The organism is Streptomyces flaveus (assembly GCF_014647675.1).
GTDB lineage: Bacteria > Actinomycetota > Actinomycetes > Streptomycetales > Streptomycetaceae > Streptomyces > Streptomyces flaveus.
In genome coordinates this window covers 153,512-175,719 of record NZ_BMPQ01000002.1, presented here as the reverse complement: position 1 = coordinate 175,719, position 22,208 = coordinate 153,512, and the positions used below count along the sequence as shown (strand labels likewise).

At 69.0% G+C, this 22,208-nt stretch carries 20 protein-coding genes and 1 pseudogene; 14 read left to right on the top strand and 7 right to left on the bottom strand.

What is annotated here, in order from left to right:
• Positions 1-35 precede the first annotated feature (35 nt).
• The gene (locus IEZ21_RS04070; RefSeq protein ID WP_189320499.1) at positions 36-575 is read left to right on the top strand and encodes a GNAT family N-acetyltransferase; all 540 of its coding nucleotides are present in this window, start codon (positions 36-38) and stop codon (positions 573-575) included.
• Positions 576-832: 257 nt separating this feature from the next.
• On the top strand, positions 833-964 hold the full coding sequence (locus IEZ21_RS48380) for a hypothetical protein (RefSeq protein WP_103782913.1): 132 nt from the start codon (positions 833-835) through the stop codon (positions 962-964).
• 71 nt (positions 965-1,035) lie between these two features.
• Here IEZ21_RS48380 and IEZ21_RS04065 read toward each other — a convergent pair whose 3' ends face one another.
• The gene (locus IEZ21_RS04065; RefSeq protein ID WP_189320498.1) at positions 1,036-2,637 is read right to left on the bottom strand and encodes a purple acid phosphatase family protein; all 1,602 of its coding nucleotides are present in this window, start codon (positions 2,635-2,637) and stop codon (positions 1,036-1,038) included.
• Positions 2,638-2,815: 178 nt separating this feature from the next.
• On the opposite strand from IEZ21_RS04065, the gene IEZ21_RS04060 reads away from it, so the two are divergent.
• From IEZ21_RS04060 to IEZ21_RS04040, 5 genes are all read left to right on the top strand, one after another.
• On the top strand, positions 2,816-3,856 hold the full coding sequence (locus IEZ21_RS04060) for a 3-isopropylmalate dehydrogenase (RefSeq protein ID WP_189320497.1): 1,041 nt from the start codon (positions 2,816-2,818) through the stop codon (positions 3,854-3,856).
• Positions 3,857-4,100: 244 nt separating this feature from the next.
• On the top strand, positions 4,101-5,189 hold the full coding sequence (locus tag IEZ21_RS04055; RefSeq protein ID WP_189320496.1) for a branched-chain amino acid aminotransferase: 1,089 nt from the start codon (positions 4,101-4,103) through the stop codon (positions 5,187-5,189).
• A 231-nt stretch (positions 5,190-5,420) separates the two neighbouring features.
• Positions 5,421-6,680 carry a TolB family protein gene (locus IEZ21_RS04050; protein WP_189320495.1) on the top strand — a complete coding sequence of 420 codons (1,260 nt, stop codon included), beginning with the start codon at positions 5,421-5,423 and terminating at the stop codon, positions 6,678-6,680.
• A gap of 331 nt (positions 6,681-7,011) precedes the next feature.
• Positions 7,012-8,637 carry a citramalate synthase gene (cimA, locus tag IEZ21_RS04045; protein WP_189320494.1) on the top strand — a complete coding sequence of 542 codons (1,626 nt, stop codon included), beginning with the start codon at positions 7,012-7,014 and terminating at the stop codon, positions 8,635-8,637.
• Positions 8,638-8,714: 77 nt separating this feature from the next.
• Positions 8,715-10,046, top strand: coding sequence for a hypothetical protein (locus IEZ21_RS04040; protein WP_189320493.1), 1,332 nt, complete (start codon positions 8,715-8,717; stop codon positions 10,044-10,046).
• A gap of 104 nt (positions 10,047-10,150) precedes the next feature.
• Here the strand turns inward: IEZ21_RS04040 and IEZ21_RS04035 are convergent, their stop codons facing one another.
• The 4 genes from IEZ21_RS04035 to IEZ21_RS04020 all read right to left on the bottom strand — a co-directional run bounded on the left by IEZ21_RS04035 (position 10,151) and on the right by IEZ21_RS04020 (position 14,101).
• On the bottom strand, positions 10,151-10,933 hold the full coding sequence (locus IEZ21_RS04035) for a S1 family peptidase (RefSeq protein WP_189320492.1): 783 nt from the start codon (positions 10,931-10,933) through the stop codon (positions 10,151-10,153).
• A 260-nt stretch (positions 10,934-11,193) separates the two neighbouring features.
• Positions 11,194-12,066 (bottom strand): alpha/beta hydrolase, encoded by an 873-nt coding sequence (locus tag IEZ21_RS04030; protein ID WP_189320491.1) that lies wholly within the window; start codon positions 12,064-12,066, stop codon positions 11,194-11,196.
• A gap of 174 nt (positions 12,067-12,240) precedes the next feature.
• Positions 12,241-12,735, bottom strand: a complete 495-nt coding sequence (locus IEZ21_RS04025) for an N-acetyltransferase (protein ID WP_189320490.1) — start codon at positions 12,733-12,735, stop codon at positions 12,241-12,243.
• A 196-nt stretch (positions 12,736-12,931) separates the two neighbouring features.
• Positions 12,932-14,101, bottom strand: coding sequence for a Cmx/CmrA family chloramphenicol efflux MFS transporter (locus IEZ21_RS04020; protein WP_189320489.1), 1,170 nt, complete (start codon positions 14,099-14,101; stop codon positions 12,932-12,934).
• 364 nt (positions 14,102-14,465) lie between these two features.
• Here IEZ21_RS04020 and IEZ21_RS04015 point away from each other — a divergent pair, with 364 nt between their 5' ends.
• From IEZ21_RS04015 to IEZ21_RS04005, 3 genes are all read left to right on the top strand, one after another.
• Positions 14,466-15,341 carry an aminoglycoside phosphotransferase family protein gene (locus IEZ21_RS04015; protein ID WP_189320488.1) on the top strand — a complete coding sequence of 292 codons (876 nt, stop codon included), beginning with the start codon at positions 14,466-14,468 and terminating at the stop codon, positions 15,339-15,341.
• Between the two features lie 169 nt (positions 15,342-15,510).
• Positions 15,511-16,956, top strand: coding sequence for an AAA family ATPase (locus IEZ21_RS04010; RefSeq protein ID WP_213089269.1), 1,446 nt, complete (start codon positions 15,511-15,513; stop codon positions 16,954-16,956).
• A gap of 37 nt (positions 16,957-16,993) precedes the next feature.
• Positions 16,994-17,602, top strand: coding sequence for a YdeI/OmpD-associated family protein (locus tag IEZ21_RS04005; RefSeq protein WP_189320487.1), 609 nt, complete (start codon positions 16,994-16,996; stop codon positions 17,600-17,602).
• On the opposite strand, the gene IEZ21_RS04000 is transcribed toward IEZ21_RS04005, so the two are convergent.
• On the bottom strand, positions 17,599-18,315 hold the full coding sequence (locus tag IEZ21_RS04000; protein WP_246567264.1) for a hypothetical protein: 717 nt from the start codon (positions 18,313-18,315) through the stop codon (positions 17,599-17,601). The two genes, IEZ21_RS04005 and IEZ21_RS04000, sit on opposite strands and share 4 nt — an antisense overlap.
• Positions 18,316-18,501: 186 nt before the next feature.
• Complete coding sequence (locus tag IEZ21_RS03995; protein ID WP_189320486.1) at positions 18,502-19,116, bottom strand: YceI family protein; 615 nt, start codon at positions 19,114-19,116, stop codon at positions 18,502-18,504.
• Positions 19,117-19,593: 477 nt separating this feature from the next.
• Here IEZ21_RS03995 and IEZ21_RS47365 point away from each other — a divergent pair, with 477 nt between their 5' ends.
• The 4 genes and pseudogenes from IEZ21_RS47365 to IEZ21_RS03985 form a co-directional block, all read left to right on the top strand.
• The gene (locus IEZ21_RS47365; protein ID WP_246567262.1) at positions 19,594-19,959 is read left to right on the top strand and encodes a S1 family serine peptidase; all 366 of its coding nucleotides are present in this window, start codon (positions 19,594-19,596) and stop codon (positions 19,957-19,959) included.
• 26 nt (positions 19,960-19,985) lie between these two features.
• Positions 19,986-20,429 (top strand): hypothetical protein, encoded by a 444-nt coding sequence (locus IEZ21_RS47360; protein WP_246567260.1) that lies wholly within the window; start codon positions 19,986-19,988, stop codon positions 20,427-20,429.
• The gene (locus IEZ21_RS47355) at positions 20,426-20,803 is read left to right on the top strand and encodes a hypothetical protein (RefSeq protein ID WP_246567258.1); all 378 of its coding nucleotides are present in this window, start codon (positions 20,426-20,428) and stop codon (positions 20,801-20,803) included. Before IEZ21_RS47360 ends, IEZ21_RS47355 begins: the two co-directional genes overlap by 4 nt.
• Positions 20,800-22,191: pseudogene (locus IEZ21_RS03985) on the top strand (serine/threonine protein kinase); the annotation flags it as partial. The gene IEZ21_RS47355 and the pseudogene IEZ21_RS03985, both read left to right, overlap by 4 nt.
• Positions 22,192-22,208 lie beyond the last annotated feature (17 nt).

Below are 22,208 nucleotides of genomic sequence, written 5' to 3'. Positions count from 1 at the left end.
CCGTCCGCACCCGCCGCCCCCGCGATACTGACGCGATGACCCTCCGACTGCGTACCGCTCACACGGCCGATCTCGCCCCCGCAGAGCTCCGCGCCGTCCGCACTCTCCTGGACGACGCCTTCGAAGGCGACTTCAGCGAGGAGGACTGGGACCACACGCTCGGTGGCGTCCACGCCCTCGTACACGACGACACCGGTCTCGCCGCACACGGCGCGGTGATCCAGCGCCGGGTGCTGCACCACGGCCGCTCGCTGCGCACCGGTTACGTCGAGGGCGTTGCGGTCCGCGCGGACGTCCGGCGCCAAGGGCTCGGTGGCCGGGTCATGGCCGCCCTGGAAGGGGTCATCGACCGCGCGTACGCACTCGGCGCGCTGTCCGCCACGTACGAGGGCGAGGGTCTGTATGCCGGTCGCGGCTGGCAGGAGTGGCCGGGACGGATCCACGCGCTCGGCCCGGACGGCATCGTGCACCTCCCGGACGAGGAGGTCTGGCTCTTCCTCCGCCCTGCCTCCGCCGGTGCGCTCGACCCCGCGTACGAACTTGTCTTCGACTGGCGCGACGGCGACGTGCTCTGACCGGATCAGGCATCGTCGCAGGTCAGCGGGGTGTGACCCATTTCGCCGTCTCAGATAGTAGGAAGCCCAAGTAATTGTGGAGACAGACGCTCCGTCCTCGCTTAGCTTTGTAGGAGCCGAACGTCTCGCTCGATCAAGCGAATGGCGGTCGTGAGCCGGAGCCCTAGGCAGGCAACCCCTGCGGCACCGCTCCCCGCCCCACCCGGCGTCTCGTAACCCCTTCTGCACTCCGTGCTGTCATAAGGAGTCGATTTCCCATGGCCGAGACGACCGTCCGCCGCCGAGTCCGTCACGTCTCCCGTACGAGCGAGTCCGACCGTAAGAACGCCGCCGCCGCGCTCCAGCGCGCCCTCGACCGCAGGGACAACGGCGGCGCGACGGGCCACTGAGCCCCGAACCTTCGATGGGCCACTGAGCCCCCACCTTCCGGGAGCCGCCCGTAAGTGGTGCGGCGCGGGTCTCAACTCCCGCGCCGCACCTCGAAGTAGTCGACGCGCCCGCCGTTCTGCGCGAGCGCCGACACCTTGAGCTTCGCGGACGAGCCGGTCTCCGCCTCGATCGCGAGGAACGAGAAGCCGGTGTAGCGGACCCGGGACCACTCCACGGTCTCCGGGCTCTCCGACTTCCCCTTGGTCCAGCGGAAGCTGTCGACCGACTCCCGGTCGTTCACCTTCCCCTCGTAGCTGTCCTTCACCCCGTCCGGAAAGCCGTACAGCTCCTTGCCGGCGCCGCCCGCGGTGACGTACACGGTCCCGTCGCGCGTCGGATCCGTCGAGGCGCCCACGGGTACGCGCTTGCCGACCTCGCCGCCCTTGATCGCGTCGGTCCGTTCGTAGACGTGGTTGTGCCCGTTGATGACCAGGTCCACCTGGTGCTTGGTGAACAGCGGCAGCCAGGCGTCGCGCAGGCCGCCGTCCGAGGCGTGCGTCGACGTCGAGTACATGCAGTGGTGGAAGAACACCACGATGAAATCAACGGACTTGCGCAGCTCCCCGAGCCGCTTGTCCAGCCACTCGCTCTGCTTCCCGTCCGAGTAGCCGAGGTTGGCGGGTATCTCGTACGAGACGTCGTTCGCGTCCAGCGCCACGATGCCGACATTGCCGTACGTGAACGAGTAGACGCCCGGCGATTTCTTCGGGTCGAAGCCGTTGTCGGGGAGTGACCAGCGGGCCGCCTGGCCGCCGTAGCCGTCGGGGGAGTACCAGGCCTCCATGTCGTGGTTGCCGGTCGTCACCATCCAGGGCACGGACTTCGCGACCGACTCGGTCTGCGCGAGGAACTGGTCCCAGACGCGGGCGTCGTACGTGTCCGAGTCCTTGCCGTGGCCCGTCGTGTCCGCGTAGCAGATGTCGCCCGCGTGGAGGTGGAAGGACGGGTTCTGGCCGAGGATCACCTGGTCGTTGGCGAGCGCGTCGTAGCTGACGCCCTGGTCGCCGAAGGCCGTGAACACGAACTGCTCGGGGCGCGCGGGCGCCGTACGGAACGAGCCGGTCGTCGACAGGCGTTCGGCCGACGTCGGGTCGAAGCCCTCGTGGCCGACGCCGTAGTAGTACGTCGTGCCGGGCTTGAGGCCGTCGAGGGCGGCGTGCAGGTAGTACTGCTCGACCGCGGGGAGCTTCTTCGACAGGGACGGGGTGGTGAGGTCCCGGACCTCGGCGTCGATCCTGCGGCTCAGGTCCCAGGGCTTCGAACCCACCCGTACATAGGGCTTCTTGACGGCGAAGGGCACCTGCCAGGAGATCCGCATCTGCGTCTTCGGGTCGGCGCCGAAGGCGAGATGGCGGCCGAAGGGTGCGACCACGGAGCCGGGGACGCGGCCGGTCGCGGGATGCGTCACCGGTGAGGACGTCGTCCGCGCGGGGCTTGCCGAGTCCTCGCCCGTGCAGCCGGCCAGCAGCCCCGCGCCCGCGAAGGCGCCCGCGGTCACCAGCGCCCGCCGCGACAGTCTCGCCCGCAGGTACTCGTGCTGCTCCGCCATGCTCATACGGCGGGCCAGCTGCTCGGGGATGCCGACGTTCGGGACGGGGTGCTCGGGCGGTGACCCGCCGGGTGGAACAGTCATGGTGGGAGAACTTCCCAGCGAGCCCCAACACAGGCCTGACTTCTGGGTGAACGGAGACCGACGGGCCGATGCGGTGTCACTCGACGGGCCGTGGACGGGCCGTACGTGGGTCGTACATACGTGTCCGTATCGCGGACGTCTCGTGTCATCCCGTGGGACGGAGGAGTAGGGTGCCGATATGTCTCGCAGCCTCAATCTCGCAGTGATCCCCGGTGACGGCATCGGCCGAGAGGTCGTTGCCCAGGGCCTGAAGGTGCTCTCCGCCGTCCTTCCGCAGGATGTGAAGCTGGAGACCAAGGAGTACGACTTCGGTGCCAAGCGTTACCACGCCACCGGAGAGACCCTCACCGACGCGGACGTCGACGCGCTCAAGAAGCACGACGCGATCCTGCTCGGCGCGATCGGTGACCCGTCGGTCCCGTCAGGCGTTCTCGAGCGCGGCTTCCTGCTCAAGCTCCGCTTCCTCTTCGACCACCACGTCAACCTGCGTCCGTCGAAGCTCCTGCAGGGCGTCGCCACCCCGCTCGCGGGCCAGCCCGAGATCGACTTCGTCGTGGTCCGCGAGGGCACCGAGGGCCCGTACACCGGCAACGGCGGCACGATCCGCAAGGGCACCCCGCACGAGGTCGCCACCGAGGTCTCCGTCAACACGGCCTTCGGTGTCGAGCGCGTCGTCCGCGACGCCTTCGCCCGCGCGCAGGCCCGCCCGCGCAAGAAGCTGGCGCTGATCCACAAGAACAACGTGCTGGCCTTCGCGGGTCACCTGTGGACCAACGTCTTCAACAAGGTGGCCGAGGAGTTCCCCGACGTCACCACCGAGTACATGCACGTGGACGCGGCGACGATCTACCTCGTCACGCAGCCCGAGCGCTTCGACGTGATCGTCACCGACAACCTCTTCGGCGACATCATCACTGACCTCGCCGCGGCCGTCTCCGGCGGCATCGGCGTCGCCGCGAGCGGGAACATCAACCCCTCCGGCGAGTTCCCGTCGATGTTCGAGCCGGTGCACGGCTCGGCGCCCGACATCGCGGGCCAGGGCAAGGCCGACCCCTCCGCCACCGTCCTGTCCGTCGCCCTCCTGCTGCGTCACCTCGGCTTCGAGACCGAGGCCGCCCGCATCGAGGACGCCGTCTCCGCCGACCTCGCGGAGCGCGGCACCACGACCCGTACGACCGACGAAATCGGCGACGCGCTCGCCGTACGAGTAGCCGGCTGACCCGCCGCGCTCTCGCCAGCCGCCGGGTCGCTTCCGCACCCGGCGGCTTTTCCTATGCCTCACCGGGTGCCACCATCATCCCCTGGGCCGCATTCACACCCATATCCTCCACGGCTCCGCTCGCGAGATAATCGAACGCGGAGCCGCGGATCAAGGGAATGCTCGGACGTCCTCGCACTGGCCATCGGTCGGTACGGGCGTGAGCGCGGCCCGTCACAAACAAACCGGTGAAGGACAACCACTCATGACGACGCCCACGATCGAGCTCAAGCCCTCCGCGCACCCGCTCTCCGACGCGGAGCGGGAGGCGATCCTCGCCAGCCCCGGGTTCGGCCGCCACTTCACCGACCACATGGTGACGATCAAGTGGACCGAGGGCCGCGGCTGGCACGACGGGCAGCTCACGCCGTACGGGCCGCTCTCCCTCGACCCCGCGACCAACGTCCTGCACTACGCGCAGGAGATCTTCGAGGGGCTGAAGGCCTACCGGCAGCCGGACGGCTCGGTCGCCACCTTCCGTCCCGAGAAGAACGCCGAACGCTTCCAGCGGTCCGCCCGCCGTCTCGCCATGCCCGAGCTGCCCGTCGAGACGTTCATCGAGGCCTGTGACCTGCTCGTCCAGCAGGACAAGGCATGGGTGCCGGCGCACGGCGGCGAGGAGTCGCTCTATCTGCGCCCGTTCATGATCGCGACCGAGGTCGGTCTGGGTGTGAAGCCCGCGAACGAGTACCTGTTCATGGTCATCGCCTCCCCGGCCGGCGCGTACTTCCCGGGCGGTGTGAAGCCCGTCTCGATCTGGCTCTCCAACGACCGCGTGCGCGCCGTCCCCGGCGGCATGGGCGACGCCAAGACCGGCGGCAACTACGCCGCGTCCCTGCTCGCGCAGGCCGAGGCCGCCGCGAAGGGCTGCGACCAGGTCTGCTACCTCGACGCCGTCGAGCACAAGTGGGTCGAGGAACTGGGCGGCATGAACCTGTACTTCGTGTACGGCGACAAGATCGTCACCCCGACTCTGACGGGCTCCATCCTGGAGGGCATCACCCGCGACTCGCTGCTCTCGGTCGCCGGTGACCTCGGCTACGAGTCCGAGGAAGCCCGCGTCTCCATCGACCAGTGGCGGGACGACACCGCGAACGGCAGCCTCACCGAGGTCTTCGCCTGCGGCACCGCCGCCGTCATCACCCCCGTCGGCACGGTCAAGTGCCACGCGGGCGAGTGGCAGCAGAGCGGCGGACAGCCCGGCGAGGTCACGCTGAAACTGCGCGAGGCGCTGCTCGACATCCAGCGCGGGGTGAGCGAGGACAAGCACGGCTGGATGCACAACCTCGGCTGACGGCCTTTACCCGAAGCCTTGTTGGTCCCCGCTCTCCTCAACTGGAGGGCGGGGACCGGTCGTTCGCGGTCCCGGAACACCGTCCGCGTGACGCGCACGGACTCCTGACGCACCGTCCAGGTTGTACGTAATCCGTCCGATTGACCCCGTACCGCTGGTGAGTTTGTATCCCTGTGGGCCTCGGCGCTGGGCCGGGGGAGAAAGCGACCAACGGGGAACACGGGGAGAATCATGACCACTGCACGGAGGGTTGCGCTCGGCGCTGCCCTGATCATCGCGCTCACCGGCGTCGCGCTGCCCGCGTCCGCCGCGCCGCAGCCCGTGCCGCGCACCGAGAAGGCCAGCGTGGCACCGGACGGCACCGATGGGGACGCCTGGTCGACGGCCGAGGGACTGAGCGCAGACGGACGGTATCTGGCCTTCCAGTCGCGGGCTGGCAATCTCGTCGCGGGCGACACGAACGGCGCGCGGGACGCCTTCGTACGAGATCTGAGAACCGGTGAGACCCGCCGGGTGAACACTGCCGCGGACGGCGGCCAGAGCGACGGCGATGTCTCCAGCCTCTCGCTGAGCGCCAACGGCCGCTACGCGGCGTTCAGTTCGGACGCGACCAACCTGGTGCCCGGTGACACGGATGGCCGGACACATGTCTACGTGAAAGACCTCAAGACAGGTGTGGTCGACCGGATCGAAGACATCGCTCCCGGATACGACACCGCGAACTCGCCGGTGATCAGCGCGAACGGACGCTATGTCGCCCTGGTCGCGGGACGCTCGGAACCCGTCCAGGGCGACGCGTGGGGCAGTGTCCACCGGGTCGACCGCAAGACGGGCACCGCGGTCAGGGTCAGCCAGGTGCCCGACGCCAACCGGCCCAGGTCGGTCACCAACATCTCGATCAGTGCCGACGGCGAACGGGTCGGCTACCAGTACTTCGTCCCGTTCCCCTCCAGCGGCGACTGGAGTGACATCTACGTCCGCGACGTACCGAGTGGGAAGCTGTGGCAGGCCGACAAAGCGCCGGACGGTGCGGTCTCCGACGCTCAGTCCGAGTACTCGTCCCTCAGTGCGGACGGCCGTTATGCGCTGTTCCACTCGCTCGACTCGAAGCTGACGCCGGGCGACACCAACAACGCACACAACGTGTTCATCCGCGACCTCGAGACCGGTGAGCTGCGCCGGATCGACGCGGCGGACCCGTCGGAGTCCACCGGGTTCGCCGCGCTCAGTGCCGACAACCGCCGACTCGCGTTCGTCTCGTCCAGCCCGAACACCGGCGACTACGAGACCCATGTGTACGTACGCGATCTGCGCACCGGGCGCACCGAGCTGGTCAGCGTCGACACCGAGGGCGGCTTGAACGACGACTCGGCGAGCTCGCCGGTGATCGACGCGCACGGTCGCCGGGTGGCGTTCAGCTCGTACTCGGCCGACCTGGTGCCGGGCGACAGCTACGACCATCAGCACGCGTACGTACGCCATCTGCGCTGAAGCGCGCCGGACCCGGCGCAACCATGCGCTGAGTAGCGTCCCGCTCGCATTCTGAGACAAACATGAGCACGGGGGCGGTCTGTGCCAGACTGCCCCCGTGCTCTCGTTCGCCACGATTATTGGCAGCAGGCGCGCCGGTCCGCAGTGACCGCCCCGTACGACCACGTACGGGCGGACACCGTCGTCCTCGACCCGCGCGCAGACCTCTCGCATCCGCGAGGGGTTTTTCTGTTTCCCGGCCCACCCGCAGCCGGGACGGAGCGCGAGGGATCATGAGGGCGGTGGAGCCGGTTATTCCGGTAGACCGCATCCCACACAGGAGCCAGTAGAGATGACAGACGCAACCGACGAGAACCACGGCCCTTCCCACGTCGACGACGACTTCCACGTCTTCGACACGACGCTGCGCGACGGTGCGCAGCGCGAGGGCATCAACCTCACCGTCGCGGACAAGCTGGCCATCGCACGGCACCTGGACGACTTCGGCGTGGGCTTCATCGAGGGCGGCTGGCCCGGCGCCAACCCGCGCGACACCGAGTTCTTCGCCCGCGCCCAGCAGGAGATCCACTTCAAGCACGCCCAGCTCGTCGCCTTCGGCGCCACGCGCCGCGCGGGCGGCAAGGCGGCCGAGGACGCCCAGGTCAACGCGCTCCTCGAGTCCGGCGCCCCTGTCATCTGCCTGGTCGCCAAGTCCCATGACCGGCATGTCGAGCTGGCCCTGCGTACGACGCTCGACGAGAACCTGGAGATGGTCCGCGACACGGTGGCGTACCTCCGCTCCCAGGGCCGCCGGGTGTTCGTCGACTGCGAGCACTTCTTCGACGGCTACCGGGCGAACCCCGAGTACGCGAAGGCGGTCGTACGGGCGGCCTCGGAAGCGGGCGCCGACGTGGTCGTGCTCTGCGACACCAACGGCGGCATGCTGCCGGCCCAGGTCCAGGCCGTGGTCGCCACGGTCCTGGCCGACACGGGCGCCCGGCTCGGCATCCACGCCCAGGACGACACGGGGTGCGCGGTCGCCAACACCCTGGCCGCGGTGGACGCGGGCGCGACACACGTCCAGTGCACGGCGAACGGGTACGGGGAGCGCGTCGGCAACTCGAACCTGTTCCCGGTGGTGGCCGCGCTGGAGCTGAAGTACGGCAAGAAGGTCCTCCCCGAGGGCGCGCTGTCCGAGATGACGCGCATCTCGCACGCGATCGCCGAGGTCGTGAACCTCACGCCGTCCACCCACCAGCCGTACGTCGGCGTCTCGGCCTTCGCGCACAAGGCGGGCCTGCACGCCTCCGCCATCAAGGTCGACCCGGACCTGTACCAGCACATCGACCCCGAGCAGGTCGGCAACACCATGCGGATGCTGGTCTCCGACATGGCGGGCCGGGCGTCGATCGAGCTGAAGGGGAAAGAGCTGGGCGTCGACCTCGGTGACGACCGTGAGCTGGTCGGCCGGGTCGTGGAGCGGGTCAAGGAGCGCGAACTCCAGGGCTACACGTACGAGGCCGCCGACGCCTCCTTCGAGCTTCTGCTCCGGGCGGAGGTGGAGGGCAAGGTCCGTAAGTACTTCGAGGTGGAGTCCTGGCGGGCGATCGTCGAGGACCGCCCCGACGGCTCCCACGCCAACGAGGCCACGGTCAAGCTCTTCGCCAAGGGCGAGCGCATCGTTGCCACGGCGGAGGGGAACGGTCCGGTGAACGCGCTGGACAAGACCCTGCGCGTGGCCCTGGAGAAGATCTACCCCCAGCTGGCCAAGCTGGACCTGGTCGACTACAAGGTCCGCATCCTGGAGGGCAAGCACGGCACCTCCTCCACGACGCGGGTCCTCATCTCCACGTCGGACGGTGCGGGGGAGTGGTCGACGGTGGGCGTGGCGGACAACGTGATCGCCGCGTCGTGGCAGGCCCTGGAGGACGCGTACACGTACGGACTGCTGCGGGCTGGGGTCGAGCCCGCGGAGTGAGGGGGGCGGATGGGCGTGCGTGCGCCCGGCGTGCACGCCCATCTCGCTTCGCGCCGCACAGGAGTAACTTCGAAGGTATGAAGGCCGCACTGAACCGTGGACTCTCCATACTCCTGATCGTGTTCGCGGCCTTGGCGGTGCTGTCCGTCGGGGCCACGCGCGCCCATGCCGCCACGGATGTCTCGACGGTCGCGGACGCTCTCAAGGAGAGCCCCGTGTACGTCGACCCGTCCATGTCCGAGCAGCTGCCGAAAGCCGACGCCGAAGCCCTGGCCAAGGAGATCGAGGACGCCGACAAGCCGGTCTTCGTCGCGGTGCTCCCGGCCGACTTCCCGGAGGAGAACCTCTTCCGGAACCTGCGTACGGCGACCGGTGTCACGGGCCTGTACGCGATCCGGCTCGGTGACCAGTTCGACGCGAAGGCCGACTCGACGGTCCTGTCGGATGAGGCTGTGCGGAACCTCGTCACCAGCGTCCAGGGCGAGAGCAGCACCGAGACCCAGCTCGACGACTTCACTGACCGCGCCCTCGCCAACGTCGGCGGCTCCGCCCCCAGCAGCTGGACCGACGGCGGCGACAGCGACCCGACCGGCGTACTGATCGGAACGGGCGTCGTGCTCGCGGCCGGTGGCGCGGGCGCCTACACGCTCGTACGCCGCAACCGCCGCAAGAAGGAAGAGGAGCGGCAGGCCGCGCTCGACAAGCTCCGTGTGGTCGTCGACGAGGACATCACCGCGTTCGGCGAGGAGCTCGACCGGCTCGACTTCCACCCCGCCGAGAAGGGCGCGGACGACGCGATGCGCGCCGACTACGAGCGCGCCCTCGACGCGTACGACCAGGCCAAGTCGTTCATGGCCGCGGCGCAGCGCCCCGAGGAGGTGCGTGCCGTCACCCAGGCCCTGGAGGACGGCCGCTTCTCGCTCGCCATGCTCGCCGCGCGCCGCGAGGGCCGTCCGCCGCCCGCGCGCCGCGCCCCCTGCTTCTTCGACCCGCGCCACGGCCCGTCGGTCGCCGACGCGACCTGGACACCCGACGGCGGCACACCCCGCGAGGTCCCGGTCTGCGCCGCCGACCGCACCCGCCTGGCCGACGGCCTCGAACCCGCCGTCCGCGAGGTCGACACCGACTCCGGCCGCCGCCCGTACTGGGAGGCGGGCCCGGCCTACGGCCCCTGGGCCGGCGGCTACTTCGGCGGCGGCATCCTCCCCGGCCTCCTCATCGGCACGATGCTCGGCTCGATGATGGCCAGCCCCTCGTACGCGGCCACCTACGGCTCCGGCTACGGCGACTTCGGAGGCGGCGGCTACGAGGGCGGCGACGTCTCCGGCGCGGACTTCTCCTCCGGTGACTTCGGGGGCGGTTTCGGTGACGGCGGCTTCGGTGGGGGTGACTTCGGGGGCGGCTTCTGAGGCACCCCGTAATCCCGTAAAGGGCAAGGGGAACGGGTCCGGCGCAGAGTGCGCCGGACCCGCGTACGTTCGTACGAGGCTTACGTCGTCGTACGAGACTTACGTCAGAGAGAAGCCGCTGCCGAAGCGATCGCCGAGGCGAAGGTGGAGACCTCCGTGTAGACGCCCGGCGCGTTCGGCTGGGCGCAGCCGTCGCCCCAGCTGACTATGCCGACCTGGATCCAGTCACCGGCGTTGTCCTTGCGGAACATCGGCCCGCCGGAGTCACCCTGGCAGGTGTCGACGCCGCCCTCCTCGAAGCCGGCGCAGATCTCCTCGCCCGGCACGAGGTCGCTGTAGAAACCGCCGTAGCCCTCACACGTGGCGTCGTCGATGAACGGCACGGTCGCCTTGAGCATGTAGCGCTGCTGGCCCCCGCCCTCAACGGCCGCACCCCAGCCGGCGACGGTGAAGTCACCGGTGTTGTACTGGCTGTTGGTGGCGATCTTCAGCGTCGGCAGGTTGATGGGCTGGGCGAGCTTGATGAGCGCCCAGTCCTTGCCGGTGCCGTTGTAGCCGGGGGCCTGGAGGACCTTGGTGGAGCGCACCTGGACTCGGCCGCTCGTGCTCTGCAGGTCCACGACGCCGGCGGTGGCCGTGATGCTGGTGTTGTTGCCCGAGCCGCTCACGCAGTGCGCGGCGGTGAGCACGATCTGCTGGGTGTAGAGCGCACCGCCACAGCCCATGGAGAGCCGCACCATGAACGGGAACTCGCCCTGGGCGGCGCGGGTTCCGCCGACGACGGGCGGGGTGGCGGCTGTGGCGCTGACGGGCTGAAGGCTGACGATCGCGAGGGCGGCGGCGCCGAGGACCGCGCATCTCTTGAACGCCTTGAGGAGCTTCTTCAACGTGATGCCTTCCGTGGGGGGTTGGGCATTGATGTTTGGGGATGAATGCCAGAAATTCATGTCAGGCACATGCCAAAGAAGTAACAGACGATCGCGCCCTCAACGGCATGAGCTGGTGATTTCTGTTGGAGGATTATGAGAACGCCGCCCACGCCACCACAAGGCACGAATTCCGGCCACGGGTGTCCGATTCCCGGGCGGGGGCGTCCCGTTCGATCGCACGCCCCCTCCGTCCGCTCAACTATCGCCGGGCCCACGGCTCACGAAGGCGCCCCAGGACGCGGGATGAGCGTGGCGAGTTCGCCCAGGACTCGGGCCGCCGGCGCCGGGTCGACCAGCCACTTCAGGTGGCTGCCCTCGAGAGTGCGGACGTCGTACGGGTTGTCCGGCGTCAGCTCGTTGCCCTCGCGGATCAGCCGGTCCTGCATGGCGAGCGGCATGCTCGCGTCGTCGGCCAGGCGGACGAAGGTCTTCGGGACGCGCCCCCAGGTCGCGGCCTGCGCCCGGTCGGCGGAGGTGCCGACGTCCAGGTTCTCGTCAGGCTGGAAGGTGCTCAGGAAGGTCAGGAACTCCTCGTCGGTGCCGTCGGCGAGGAAGGCCGCCTTGAGTGCCGCGAGGGCGTCCGGATCCGCAGTGCGGAAGTTGACGCGGAGCAGGCCGAGTTCGGCAGGGTTCCCGGCCATCGCCAGGGCCAGGGAAGCGGCGTCGAACGTGGCCATCTCCGGCTCGGCGTAGTAGTCGCCGACATCGAGAGCGACCGGGCACCAGGCCGAGACATAGACGATGCGGTCGATCAGGTCCGGCCGCGCGTTGGCCGCGGCCGTGGCCGTGGCGCCGCCTCGGCTGTGGGCGACAAGGATCACGGGGCCGTTCCGCTTGGCCCGTTCCAGGATCCCGATCAGGTGCGCGGCGTTGTCGGCCAGCGTGACACCCTTGATCGAACCGGGCGCGGTGGCGAACCCGTCCAGGTCCTGCGGCGCCTGATAGGCGCGGGTGAAGGTCGCCCCGAAGCCGTGGCCGGGCAGGTCGACGGCGACCGAACGGTGTCCCAGGAGGCCGAGTTCGGCCTGGAGCGGTGCCAAGGAGAAGGAGTTCGCGAAGGCTCCGTGGACCAGTACGAACGTCGGTTGCATCTGTCTACTCACTTTCTGGTCGCTGCGGCGCACCGTCCCCGCCGCAGCGACGTCTTGGTGCGCGGTAAACGCTTCTGGGGGTCCGGGGGTGAATCCCCCACGCGGCGGAGCCGCACATTGATACAGCCGGGAAGGGCGGGCCTGGGGAAGAAAACCCCGCACGAGCGACCCGCGTCAGCCGGCATCCGGCAGAGCCAGCCACTCCTTCCACGTCAGATCCCGCCCGATGAACCGCGGCCGCTCAAAAGGCCACGCCTCCCCGATCCACCGAGGCACGAACGCGTCGAACTCCCGCTCCAGCTCAGTCCCGACGGCGTCGTCCACCACCCACCACGAGACCTCGGCATCGGCGCCCGCCTTCTCCGGCGGATCGATGTAGACGCACCCGTACTCGGTGGTGCCCGCCGCGTCGAACAACACGTAGTTGAACGACTCATGCGCAGCGATCTCAGCCGCGTGCCGCTCAAGATCCGCCTTGTTCGCCTCATACGTGATGGTGTCCGCAGGCCACCCCCAGGCCTCTCCGAAGATGCTCCACAACCGCTCCCGCGAGCTCATCACGGCGGGATAGTCGATCGGAGCGTCGGCTCCACTGATCGGCCGGAGGCACTGCCCACCGGGCAACTCGACACGTACGGGATGGACGAAGTCCGAGGGCAGCCAGGTCATGGCCGAAGGCTACGGGTGAAGGGACTGGTCCCGCACCGGGTTAAGACCCTGATGGCCAATCCCCTCTGCCGGGAGGTGAGTTGCGAAAAGCGTGACACTTTCCGGGAAAGTGTCACGCTTTTCGCGGAGAGCGCCTGGACCGTCGGGGCATTCTCGTACGCGGACGACGGGGCGGCGTACTGTTCGACGCCGTTGGTCACACGGGCGGCGACGCCGGAGCCGCAACGGCCCGACTCCGGCGGCCGGTCACTCCCACGGCGAGGGCCACACCCACGAGCCCGGCACTCACCCACAGCGGCGAGCGATAACCGAACCCCGCTCCGATCACGACCCCACCGACCCACGGGCCCACCGCGGCACCGACATTGAACGCCGCCGTGGCGAAGCCGCCCGCCAGGGTCGGTGCGTCGGCCGCCGCGTACAGCGCCTGGGAGATCAGCGTGGACCCGACGGCGAACGAGAGCGCGCCCTGAACGAAGGCGAGCACGACCGCCGCCACCGGATTACCGGCGGACAGCGCGAACACGTTCCATCCGATCAGCAGCGCAACTCCACCGACCACGAGGAGCGGTACGGGCCGGACATCGGCGATCCGTCCACCGACACTCACGCCCACGAACGACCCCAGCCCGAACAGCGCCAACACGACGGGCACCCACGCGGCCCCGAGCCCAGTGACCGAGGTGACCACCGGCGCGAGATAGGTGAACGTGCAGAAGGTCGCCCCGTTCACCAACGCGCCCAGAAGCAGAGCGAGTTGAAGCCGAGGCCCTCGCAACGCCCGTACTTCCTGGCGCACACTGACACGAGCGACGTCGGAAACCCCACCCGGCACGGACCGCAGAATCGCGAACAGAGCCGGTACGGACAGAACGACCACGGCCCAGAAGGCCGACCGCCACCCCCACGCCTGCCCCAGCAACGCTCCACCAGGAACCCCCGCCACACACGCGACGGTGACGCCACCGAGCAGCACGGACGTGGCCCGCCCCTTGGCCTTCGCGTCGACCATCCCGACAGCTGTCACAACAGCGACGGCAAGAAACCCGGCGTTGGCCAAGGCCCCCACAACCCGTGTGACCAGCAGTACCGAGAAGTCGCTGGTGACCGCCCCCACCACATGGACAACCAAAAAGGTCCCCAGAAACCCCAACAACGCCCCACGCCGAGACCACCGCCGACTCACGACGGCCATCAACGGCGCCCCCACGATCATCCCGACAGCGAACGCCGAGGTCAGCGACCCGGCAGCCGGAACGGACACGCCCAAATCCCGCGCGATGTCCGGCACAAGCCCGGACAACATGAACTCAGAAGTCCCCTGAGCGAAGACAGCAAGCCCCAACAGATACAGCCCAAACGGCATGAAAAACTCCGCACACCCGAAAACGAACACGGCCGACGGCACGGCGTTCCGGCAACGGTGAGGGGTGACGTGAATCGTCGATCTTTGATCGCCGATCGAGGAGCTTCAGCCCGACATCCCAAACAGCCACCGGAGAGCCGGTGGCCGGAGTCTTGACGCCTCGGGGCTGGACATGAGGGGCAGGTTAGTTACGCCCGCTGCCCTCGGTCCACTCAATTACACCGGGCCCACCGCTGAGGGAAACTCGTGTGGTGCGAGTTTGCGGTACGAAAGAATGGCTTCTCTGCGCCCAACAGCCGCCCCACAGCCGGACCTTGACGAAAAACATGTGTCCAGGCGCCGACAGGGCACGCAGACTGGACCGGTGATCGACATCACTGAGGAACTCGTACGCACCTTGGTCTCGGACCAGTTTCCCGAGTGGAGCGACCTTCCGGTCGAGCCCGTGGCACGTCAGGGCTGGGACAACCGGACCTTCCGGCTCGGCGATCGGCTGGCCGTACGCCTGCCGAGTGCGGAGGGGTACGTGGCCGCCGTCGAGAAGGAAGACCGCTGTCTGCCTGTCCTGGCTGGGCACCTGCCGCTGCCCGTACCGGAGCCGGTTGCCGTCGGGCGTCCGGCGGCGGGCTATCCGTATCCGTGGTCGGTGCGGCGCTGGTTGCCGGGAGACACGGTCGAGACGGCGACGGACCTCGACCGAACCCGGTTGGCCCGCGACCTCGGTGGCTTCCTGTCGGCTCTCCGTCAAGCCCCTGTCCGGCAGGGACCGGCCGCCGGTCTCCATTCCTACTTCCGTGGGTGCCACCCCAGTGCCTACGGAGATCAGGTCGAGGCCGCCCTCGGCAAGCTCACGGGAGTCGTCGACATCGCTGCCTGTGAGGCCGTCTGGACGAGCTCACTGACCTCGGCCTGGCCGCTTCCACCGACGTGGTTCCACGGTGACGTCGCCATCGGCAACCTGATCGCCACTGACGGGACGCTGTCCGCCGTCATCGACTTCGGCACGTCCGGCGTCGGCGACCCCGCCTGCGACCTCGTCATGGCCTGGACGTACTTCGAGGGTGATGAGCGGAAGGTCTTCCGCGGGGCCGTCGGCCTGCCCGACGACACCTGGCGCCGAGCCCGCGGCTGGGCCCTGTGGAAGGCACTGGTGACCATGGCCGGTCTGTCCAGCCCCGATCCCGAGGGCTTGCAGAGCCGGGCGCTCGTCCAGGTGCTCGCGGACCCGGTCGTCGCCTGACTCACGGCTCGCTCGTGCCGCCCGGCTCCCGGAGCCCGTACAAGCGAAGAGTGACGGACTCACCTGATGGTCGTTAGGGGAAGTGTATTTCCGGGAAATGTACTTCCCTAAGTGCTCACTGGAGACGACCGTGCGCCGACCCACCCGCGACCTGCCCAAACCCTCCGACATGTTCGACCGCGACTGGGAATGGAGCGAGCTGACGGCCTTCGCTGCCGACGAAGGCCCGGAGGCGACCATGGCCGTGGTCTCCGGGCGACGGCGGCAGGGCAAGTCGTTCCTGCTCGACTCGCTCGCCCGGGCGGCAGGAGGTTTCTACTTCTGTGCGTACGAGGCCACGGAAGCCGAGTCGCTTCGCCGCTTCGGCGAAGAGCTCGGCCAGTACACCGGCAGCATCGCCCCCATGCGCTTCGACCGCTGGGAGCAGGCCATCGACGCGCTGCTCGCACTGGGCAAGGAGCGGCCCCTGCCCGTCGTCATCGACGAGTTCCCGTACCTGGCCAGGGCAACGCCCTCGCTGCCCTCCATCGTGCAGGTGGCGTACGGCCCTCGGCGCCCGGAGCGTCTCCAGTCCCGCACCCGACTCCTCCTCTGCGGCAGTTCCCTCGCCTTCATGGGCAAACTGCTCAGCGGTACGTCTCCCCTCCGGGGCAGGGCCGGGCTCGAACTCATCGTCCAGCCACTGGACTTCCGCCAGGCCGCCGCCTTCTGGGGCATCGACGACCCCCGGCTCGCGCTGCTCGTGCACAGCGTGGTCGGCGGAACGCCCGCGTATCGCAAGGAGTTCGTACGCGATGACGTCCCCGCCGATCTGGATGACTTCGACGCCTGGGTCTGTCGTACGGCCCTGTCGCCCCGGTCCCCGCTGTACCGCGAGGCCCGCTACCTCCTGGCCGACGAGTCAGACCTGCGGGACCGGGCCCTCTACCACTCCGTACTGGCGGCACTCGCCTCGGGCAACGCCACGGCCGGCGGCATCGCCGGCTGCCTGGAGCGTCCCACCAGCGATATCACCCACCCGCTCACGGTCCTCCAGGACTGCGGTCTCGTACGCCGCGAAGTGGACGCCTTCCGCAAGAACCGCAGCGTCTACCGGGTGGGCGAGCCGCTCATCGCCTTCGACCACGCCATCTCACGGCCGAAGCTGCCCCTGCTGGACCGAGGCCTGGCGGACCAGGTCTGGGAGAGCTCCCGAGCCCGCTTCCTCTCGGCCGTCGTCGGTCCGCACTTCGAACAGATCTGCCGCGAATGGGTCGCCCATTTCGCCGCACCGGAGACCTTCGGAGGCATGCCGATCGACGTTTCGTACGGCACGGTCCCCGATCCGGCGGCGCAGACGAGTCACGAGATCGACGTGGTGGTACGCGGCGCCGTGGGCCAGGACAACGGAGTCCTGCTCTCGCTCGGCGAGGCCAAGTGGGACCAGGTCATGGGCGTCGGGCATCTCGACCGCCTGCGTCGCGTCGAGTCCTTGCTCGCGGGGCGCGGGACCGATACGTCAGCCGTGCGGCTCACCTGTTACAGCGGCGCGGGATTCACGGATGACCTGCGAGCCGCTGCGGCCAAGGGCGAGGTGGTCCTGGTGGATCTGCAGCGCTTGTACAGAGGGGAATAGGACGGAAGCTGACCTACACTCGCCCTACCTTGTCCCCATGGACACTCTCGACGGCCTGGAGATCAAGGTTTTCGACACCGCGGAACAGCTGGACGCCTGGCTCGATGCGCATGCCGGGCATGAGCGCGGGATCTGGCTGAAGGTCGCCAAGAAGGGCTCCGGTCGGACCACCGTCACCGTGGCGAAGGCCCTTGACGTGGCCCTCTGCCATGGGTGGATCGATGGGCAGCGTCGGCGCCACGACGAGACGTACTTCCTGCAGAAGTACACGCCGCGCCGACCGCGCAGCGACTGGTCCATGGTGAACGTGCGCAAGGTCGAGGCCCTCACGGCGGCCGGGCGTATGCGGCCCCGTGGGCTCGCGGAGGTGGCGGCGGCCAAGGCGGACGGGCGTTGGGCGGTTGCGTACGAGTCGCAGCGCAACGCCACGGTTCCGGACGATCTGGCCGCCGCGCTGGAACGCGATCCCCGCGCGAAGGACGCCTTCGAGCGGCTCGGCAGGACCGGGCAGTATCAGGTCATGCTGGGGCTGTTGAAGGCCAGGACTTCGGAGGTCAGGGCCGCTCGGCTGGAGAAGGCGATCGCCGAGCTGGGATCACCCGGGCCCCAGGATGGCCGGGGCCCAGGGCAGCCGGTCCAGGGCTAAGACCGATCAGCCCCCGTCCAACGCCGAAAAGCCCCGGTCAAGCGCGCCGTCCAGTCTTCGTCCTGCCCGTCATCCTTCGCGTCCGGCGCCTCCTTCGCGTACTTGATGAGCTGGGCGAAGTCGATCGCTCCGGGATCCCCGTGGTCGTTCTCGGGGACATGTGTGTGCCCGCAGACCCCTTTGAAGTCGTTCCACTCCGCGCCGCTCATCCGCTGCCCGCCCTCGTTCCCGTACGACTTCGGGTAAGCGGGCCACGCCTTCGGGCCGGACAGCGGTACGCCGTGCTCGGCGTGCATCCAGGCCAGGAAGCGGGCGACGCCGCGCAGGGCCCAGTCGGGTGCCTCCGGCCAGTAGATGTGAGACTCGCCCGCCTCCTCCCACTTGGCGTGGGTGCTCGGGTCGCAGGTGCCGACGAGTTCGAGCTGGCAGACGTTGAGCGCGTTGGTCTCCACGCCGCCCGACTCGTTGACCAGGGCGCGGGACGAGGTCTCGATGTCGAAGTGCTGGTACCAGCGGAGCTTCTTGGCCGCCAGGTCCGGTACCGCCGTGAGGTTCGGGGCCGAGGCTCCGCCGCCGTAGTCCGGCAGGGTGCGGCCCTCCGTGGTGTGCAGGACGACGGCGTTGACCTCCATCGCGTCGCCGCCGTACTCGTCCTGGTACCAATGCGTCCGGCTCGCACCGGGGTAGTGCTGCGGTCCCGTCTTCGTGCTCAACTGCGTCTCCTGGAACTGGACTTCCCTGGACTCCCCATGCCGGGTCGCCAGGAAGGTTCATCGTGCGTCAACAGCCGTACTGGGTACGGCTGTTGCACATTACGCACACGAAATGGTCGCAGGAGTTCCGCCCGACCCAGAGCGGCGGGACGTGACGGAACGCGCAGAGAGACCGGCCCCGCAGGATCAGCCGGCGTTCTTGATCGCCGAAATGTCGAAGTTCAGCTTGATCTTGTCGGAGATCAGGACGCCGCCCGTCTCCAGCGCCGCGTTCCACGTGAGGCCCCACTCCGAGCGCAGGATCTCCGCCTTGCCCTCGAAGCCGACGCGCTCGTTGCCGAAGGGGTCCTTCGCGGAGCCGTTGAACTCCAGGTCGATGGAGAGCTGCTTGGTGGTGCCGAGGATCGAGAGGTCGCCGGTGATGCGGTAGTCGTCGCCGCCGAGGGACTCCGCCTTGGTGGAGCGGAACGTCATCGTCGGGAACTCGTCCGTCTTGAAGAAGTCGGCGCTCTTGAGGTGGCCGTCACGGTCGGCGTTGCCGGTCTCGATGCTGTCCATCTTGATGTCGAGGGACGCGGTCGAGCGGGACGGGTCGCTGCCGTCCAGGTGCAGGGAGCCCGAGAGGTCGGTGAAGCTGCCCTTGACGTTGGTGACCATGGCGTGCCGGGCGACGAAGCCGATGGTGGTGTGGGACGGGTCGATGGCGTAGTCGCCGGTGAGGGCGGACAGGTCGGGAGTCGCGGCGGTGGCTGTGGCGGTGTCGGTGCTGCCGCTGGAGTTCTTGTTTCCGAACAGGCCCATGACTGGCTCCTTGGGGACGAGCCTCGGCTCTGCACCGAGGCTGTTTAATCTTCAACCAGGCGCATCATAGAACTATTCCGGGTCGCACGCGGGTATTCGCACGTGTACATCCACGTGCGGATGTACACGGACACTCGTGCGCGGACGTATGCGACATTCATGCGACATTCATGCGGGTCGTCCTTTCGGGGGACACCGGACCGTCGGTGGCCCCGGCGGGGAACGAGCGGTTCCGGGGCCTGCCTCGTCATCTCCCGCCCTTCTTCCGCTCATTGGCCGATCAATCCTGGTCAAGGGTCTAGGGACGGGCCGTGCGACGCGCGTACGCTGATGCGGCATGGGGGAGCTACGGGCGGACTGGAGACTGCGGCTGCGACGCGGGGACGCGAACGGTCCGGTGTGCGGGGCGGGTGTGCTGATCGACCCGGACACCGCGTTGACGTGTGCGCATGTGGTGCGTGACCCGGACGACGTGATGTGGGTGAATTCGCTGAGAACCGGGAGATCGAACCGGTGGCGGCACGTGTCGCCGAGGGCGGCTGGCTGCCCGGTCCCGACGGTCAGGGCGAGGACGTCGCGTTACTCCGGCTGGAGAGCCCGCGCCCGCAGGCACGCCCCGCCACCTTGGAGCCCCGGATGTGGGCCGGACTCCAGGTGTACGCCACGGGGTACGCGAAAGGCTTCGAGGACGGCATGTCCCTGCACGGCACGATCGGCGGCGTGAGCGGGGAGTGGGTGCAGGTGGACGCCGTCCACCGCAGGGGGGCGTCCGCCGGGGCTTCAGCGGTGCTGCCGTGTGCACCAGACCGGACGAGCAGAATCCACCCAAGGTGGTCGGGCTGATCGTCAGCTGGCGCGGTGACAGGGGGATGCCGCTGCCCGAGGACAACCTGCTGGCCTTCTCGTATCTGATCCCCGTCGAGCGCATTGCCGAACTGTCGCCCACGGTCGATAAGTTGATCCGCTCAGATGCCTGGGACCACGGCTTCGAGCGCCGACTGCACACCTGGTTCGACGACCCCGACGAGGATCCGGTGAAGATCACCATCGTGCCTCCGGACAGCGGCACGGACCGCACGCTGCAGTTTCTGCTGCAACGCGCCGAGCTCCGCTACCAGGACGGCCGCTCCAGCAGACCCGGGCCGGCGGCGCCCTGGATTACATCAAGTACCCGGCCGGACGGTATCTGGCGTACCAGGACTGGCTGCTCGGCACCCGGCACAGTCCGGGCCCGGTGGTGCTGCGCGAGCCTGAACGACCCGTCACGGTCGTCGTCGACGGCCTGGACCAGGAGCCCGCCCCCCGGCCGTTGATAGAGCTCCTGGACAGGCTGCGCAGGCTGGGCTTCAGGCTGCTGATCGTCTTCCGTACCGAGGGCGGCACCGGCTGGACGGCAGTCCGCGACGTACTGCTGACGCCGGCGCTCGAGGACCACGCGGACCTGCTGCTCACCAGTCTGGAAGAACGCGAGGTCGACCACGCGACCAGGCGGGACATAGTCGGTAGCGGCTCGCTCGGCTCGGCGTCCGAGGTGGCCGATCTGCGCCGCACCGAACGCCGCGCGATCGACGGCGTCAGTGATCCGCAGGAGCGGCTGAAGCGGCTGCGCAAGCTGATCAAGGCCTTGCGCGCTGACATCCTCGCCCATGTGCCCCCGAGCCTCCGCTCCCACGGAGGGCAGGCATGACCTCCTGCCCGCACCGCCGCTTCACCGGCGCCCCGTGCGGCGGCGCCGTCCTGCCCACCGGCTACTGCGCCGAGTGCGGTCGCGCCGAGAAGGACGACCCGGGCCTGCCCCAACTCCCCGAAAAACCCATGGAGTTCGGCCCCAAGGAGCTGCTGGCCCTGCCCGAACACGAGCCTCGGGCCCCGGAGGAGCGCCTGATCAGCGCCCAGTCCCCTCTGCGTATCGGCATGACCTGCTCCTCGGCGGAGTGCGGCACCGCCTTCGTGCCGCCCTACACCGAGGGCCCGGTGCCGATTGAGGGCTACTGCCCTGCCTGCCGCGAGCGCTACTCGTACCGGCCCGAACTGACTCGGGGCGATGTGCTGGGCGACAAGTACGAGGTCATCGGGCCCATCGCGCACGGCGGTCAGGGCTGGGTCTATCTCGCCCGCGACACCAACCTCCGAGACGTCGTCGCCGTCAAGGGCCTGCTCAACCGGTACGAGGAGGACGGCGCCGCAAAGGCGGACGTGGAGCGCCGGAATCTGGTCGCGATCCGCCACCCCCGCATCGTCCAGATCCGTGACTTCATCGCGCGCAGCGACAAGTCCGGCAAGGTCACCGGCGCCTACATCGTCATGGACGACGTAGGCGACCGCACCCTCCAAGCGGTTGTGGAGGAGACCCGGCGAGGGAAGTTCGTGCTCGACATCGAGGATGTCGCGGCGTACGGCTGTCAGATCCTCGAAGCCCTCGGTCATCTGCACGCCGGGGGCGAGAAGCAGTTCGTGTACGGGGACATGAAGCCGTCCAATGTCGTGCACCACAAGGACGGCGTCAAGGTCATCGACCTCGGCGGGCTGCGCGAGCAGGGCCAGAGCGAGCCGCCCGCCCACGTCACCCACGGCTACATGGCGCCCGAGGCGGAGGGCGCCGCCACGCTCACCGTCGCCCATGATCTGCACACCGTCGGCGTCACCCTGCGCGAGCTGGCCACCTGGGCCGTCGGCGACGACGTACCAGGGCTCGGCACCGCCTCCTTCCGCTGGGTCGTCGAGCGCGCCACCCGTGAGGATCCCGAGCGCCGCTTCGCCGACGCCCAGGAGATGGCCGGCCAACTGCGCGGTGCGCTGCGGGAGATCAGGGCCCTGCGCGGCAAGTCCGACCCGCCCGAGCCTTCCGCGTACTTCCGGCCCTCCGCACAGCTGCTCGGCGCGCGGCTCGGCACGGTGCCCGGGCTCGACCACTGGCTGGCCCGTCTGCGCCGCGACCGGCACAGCCCGCCCACCGCGCCCGCCCTGGACCTCGGCGCGCCCACCCCCACCGAGATCGCCCGCTGTCTGCCGGTGCCGCGGCGCTATCCGGGCTATCCGCAGACCAGCCAGTTCGAGATAAGCAGTGGCTACGACAGGTCGGCCTGGTGCCG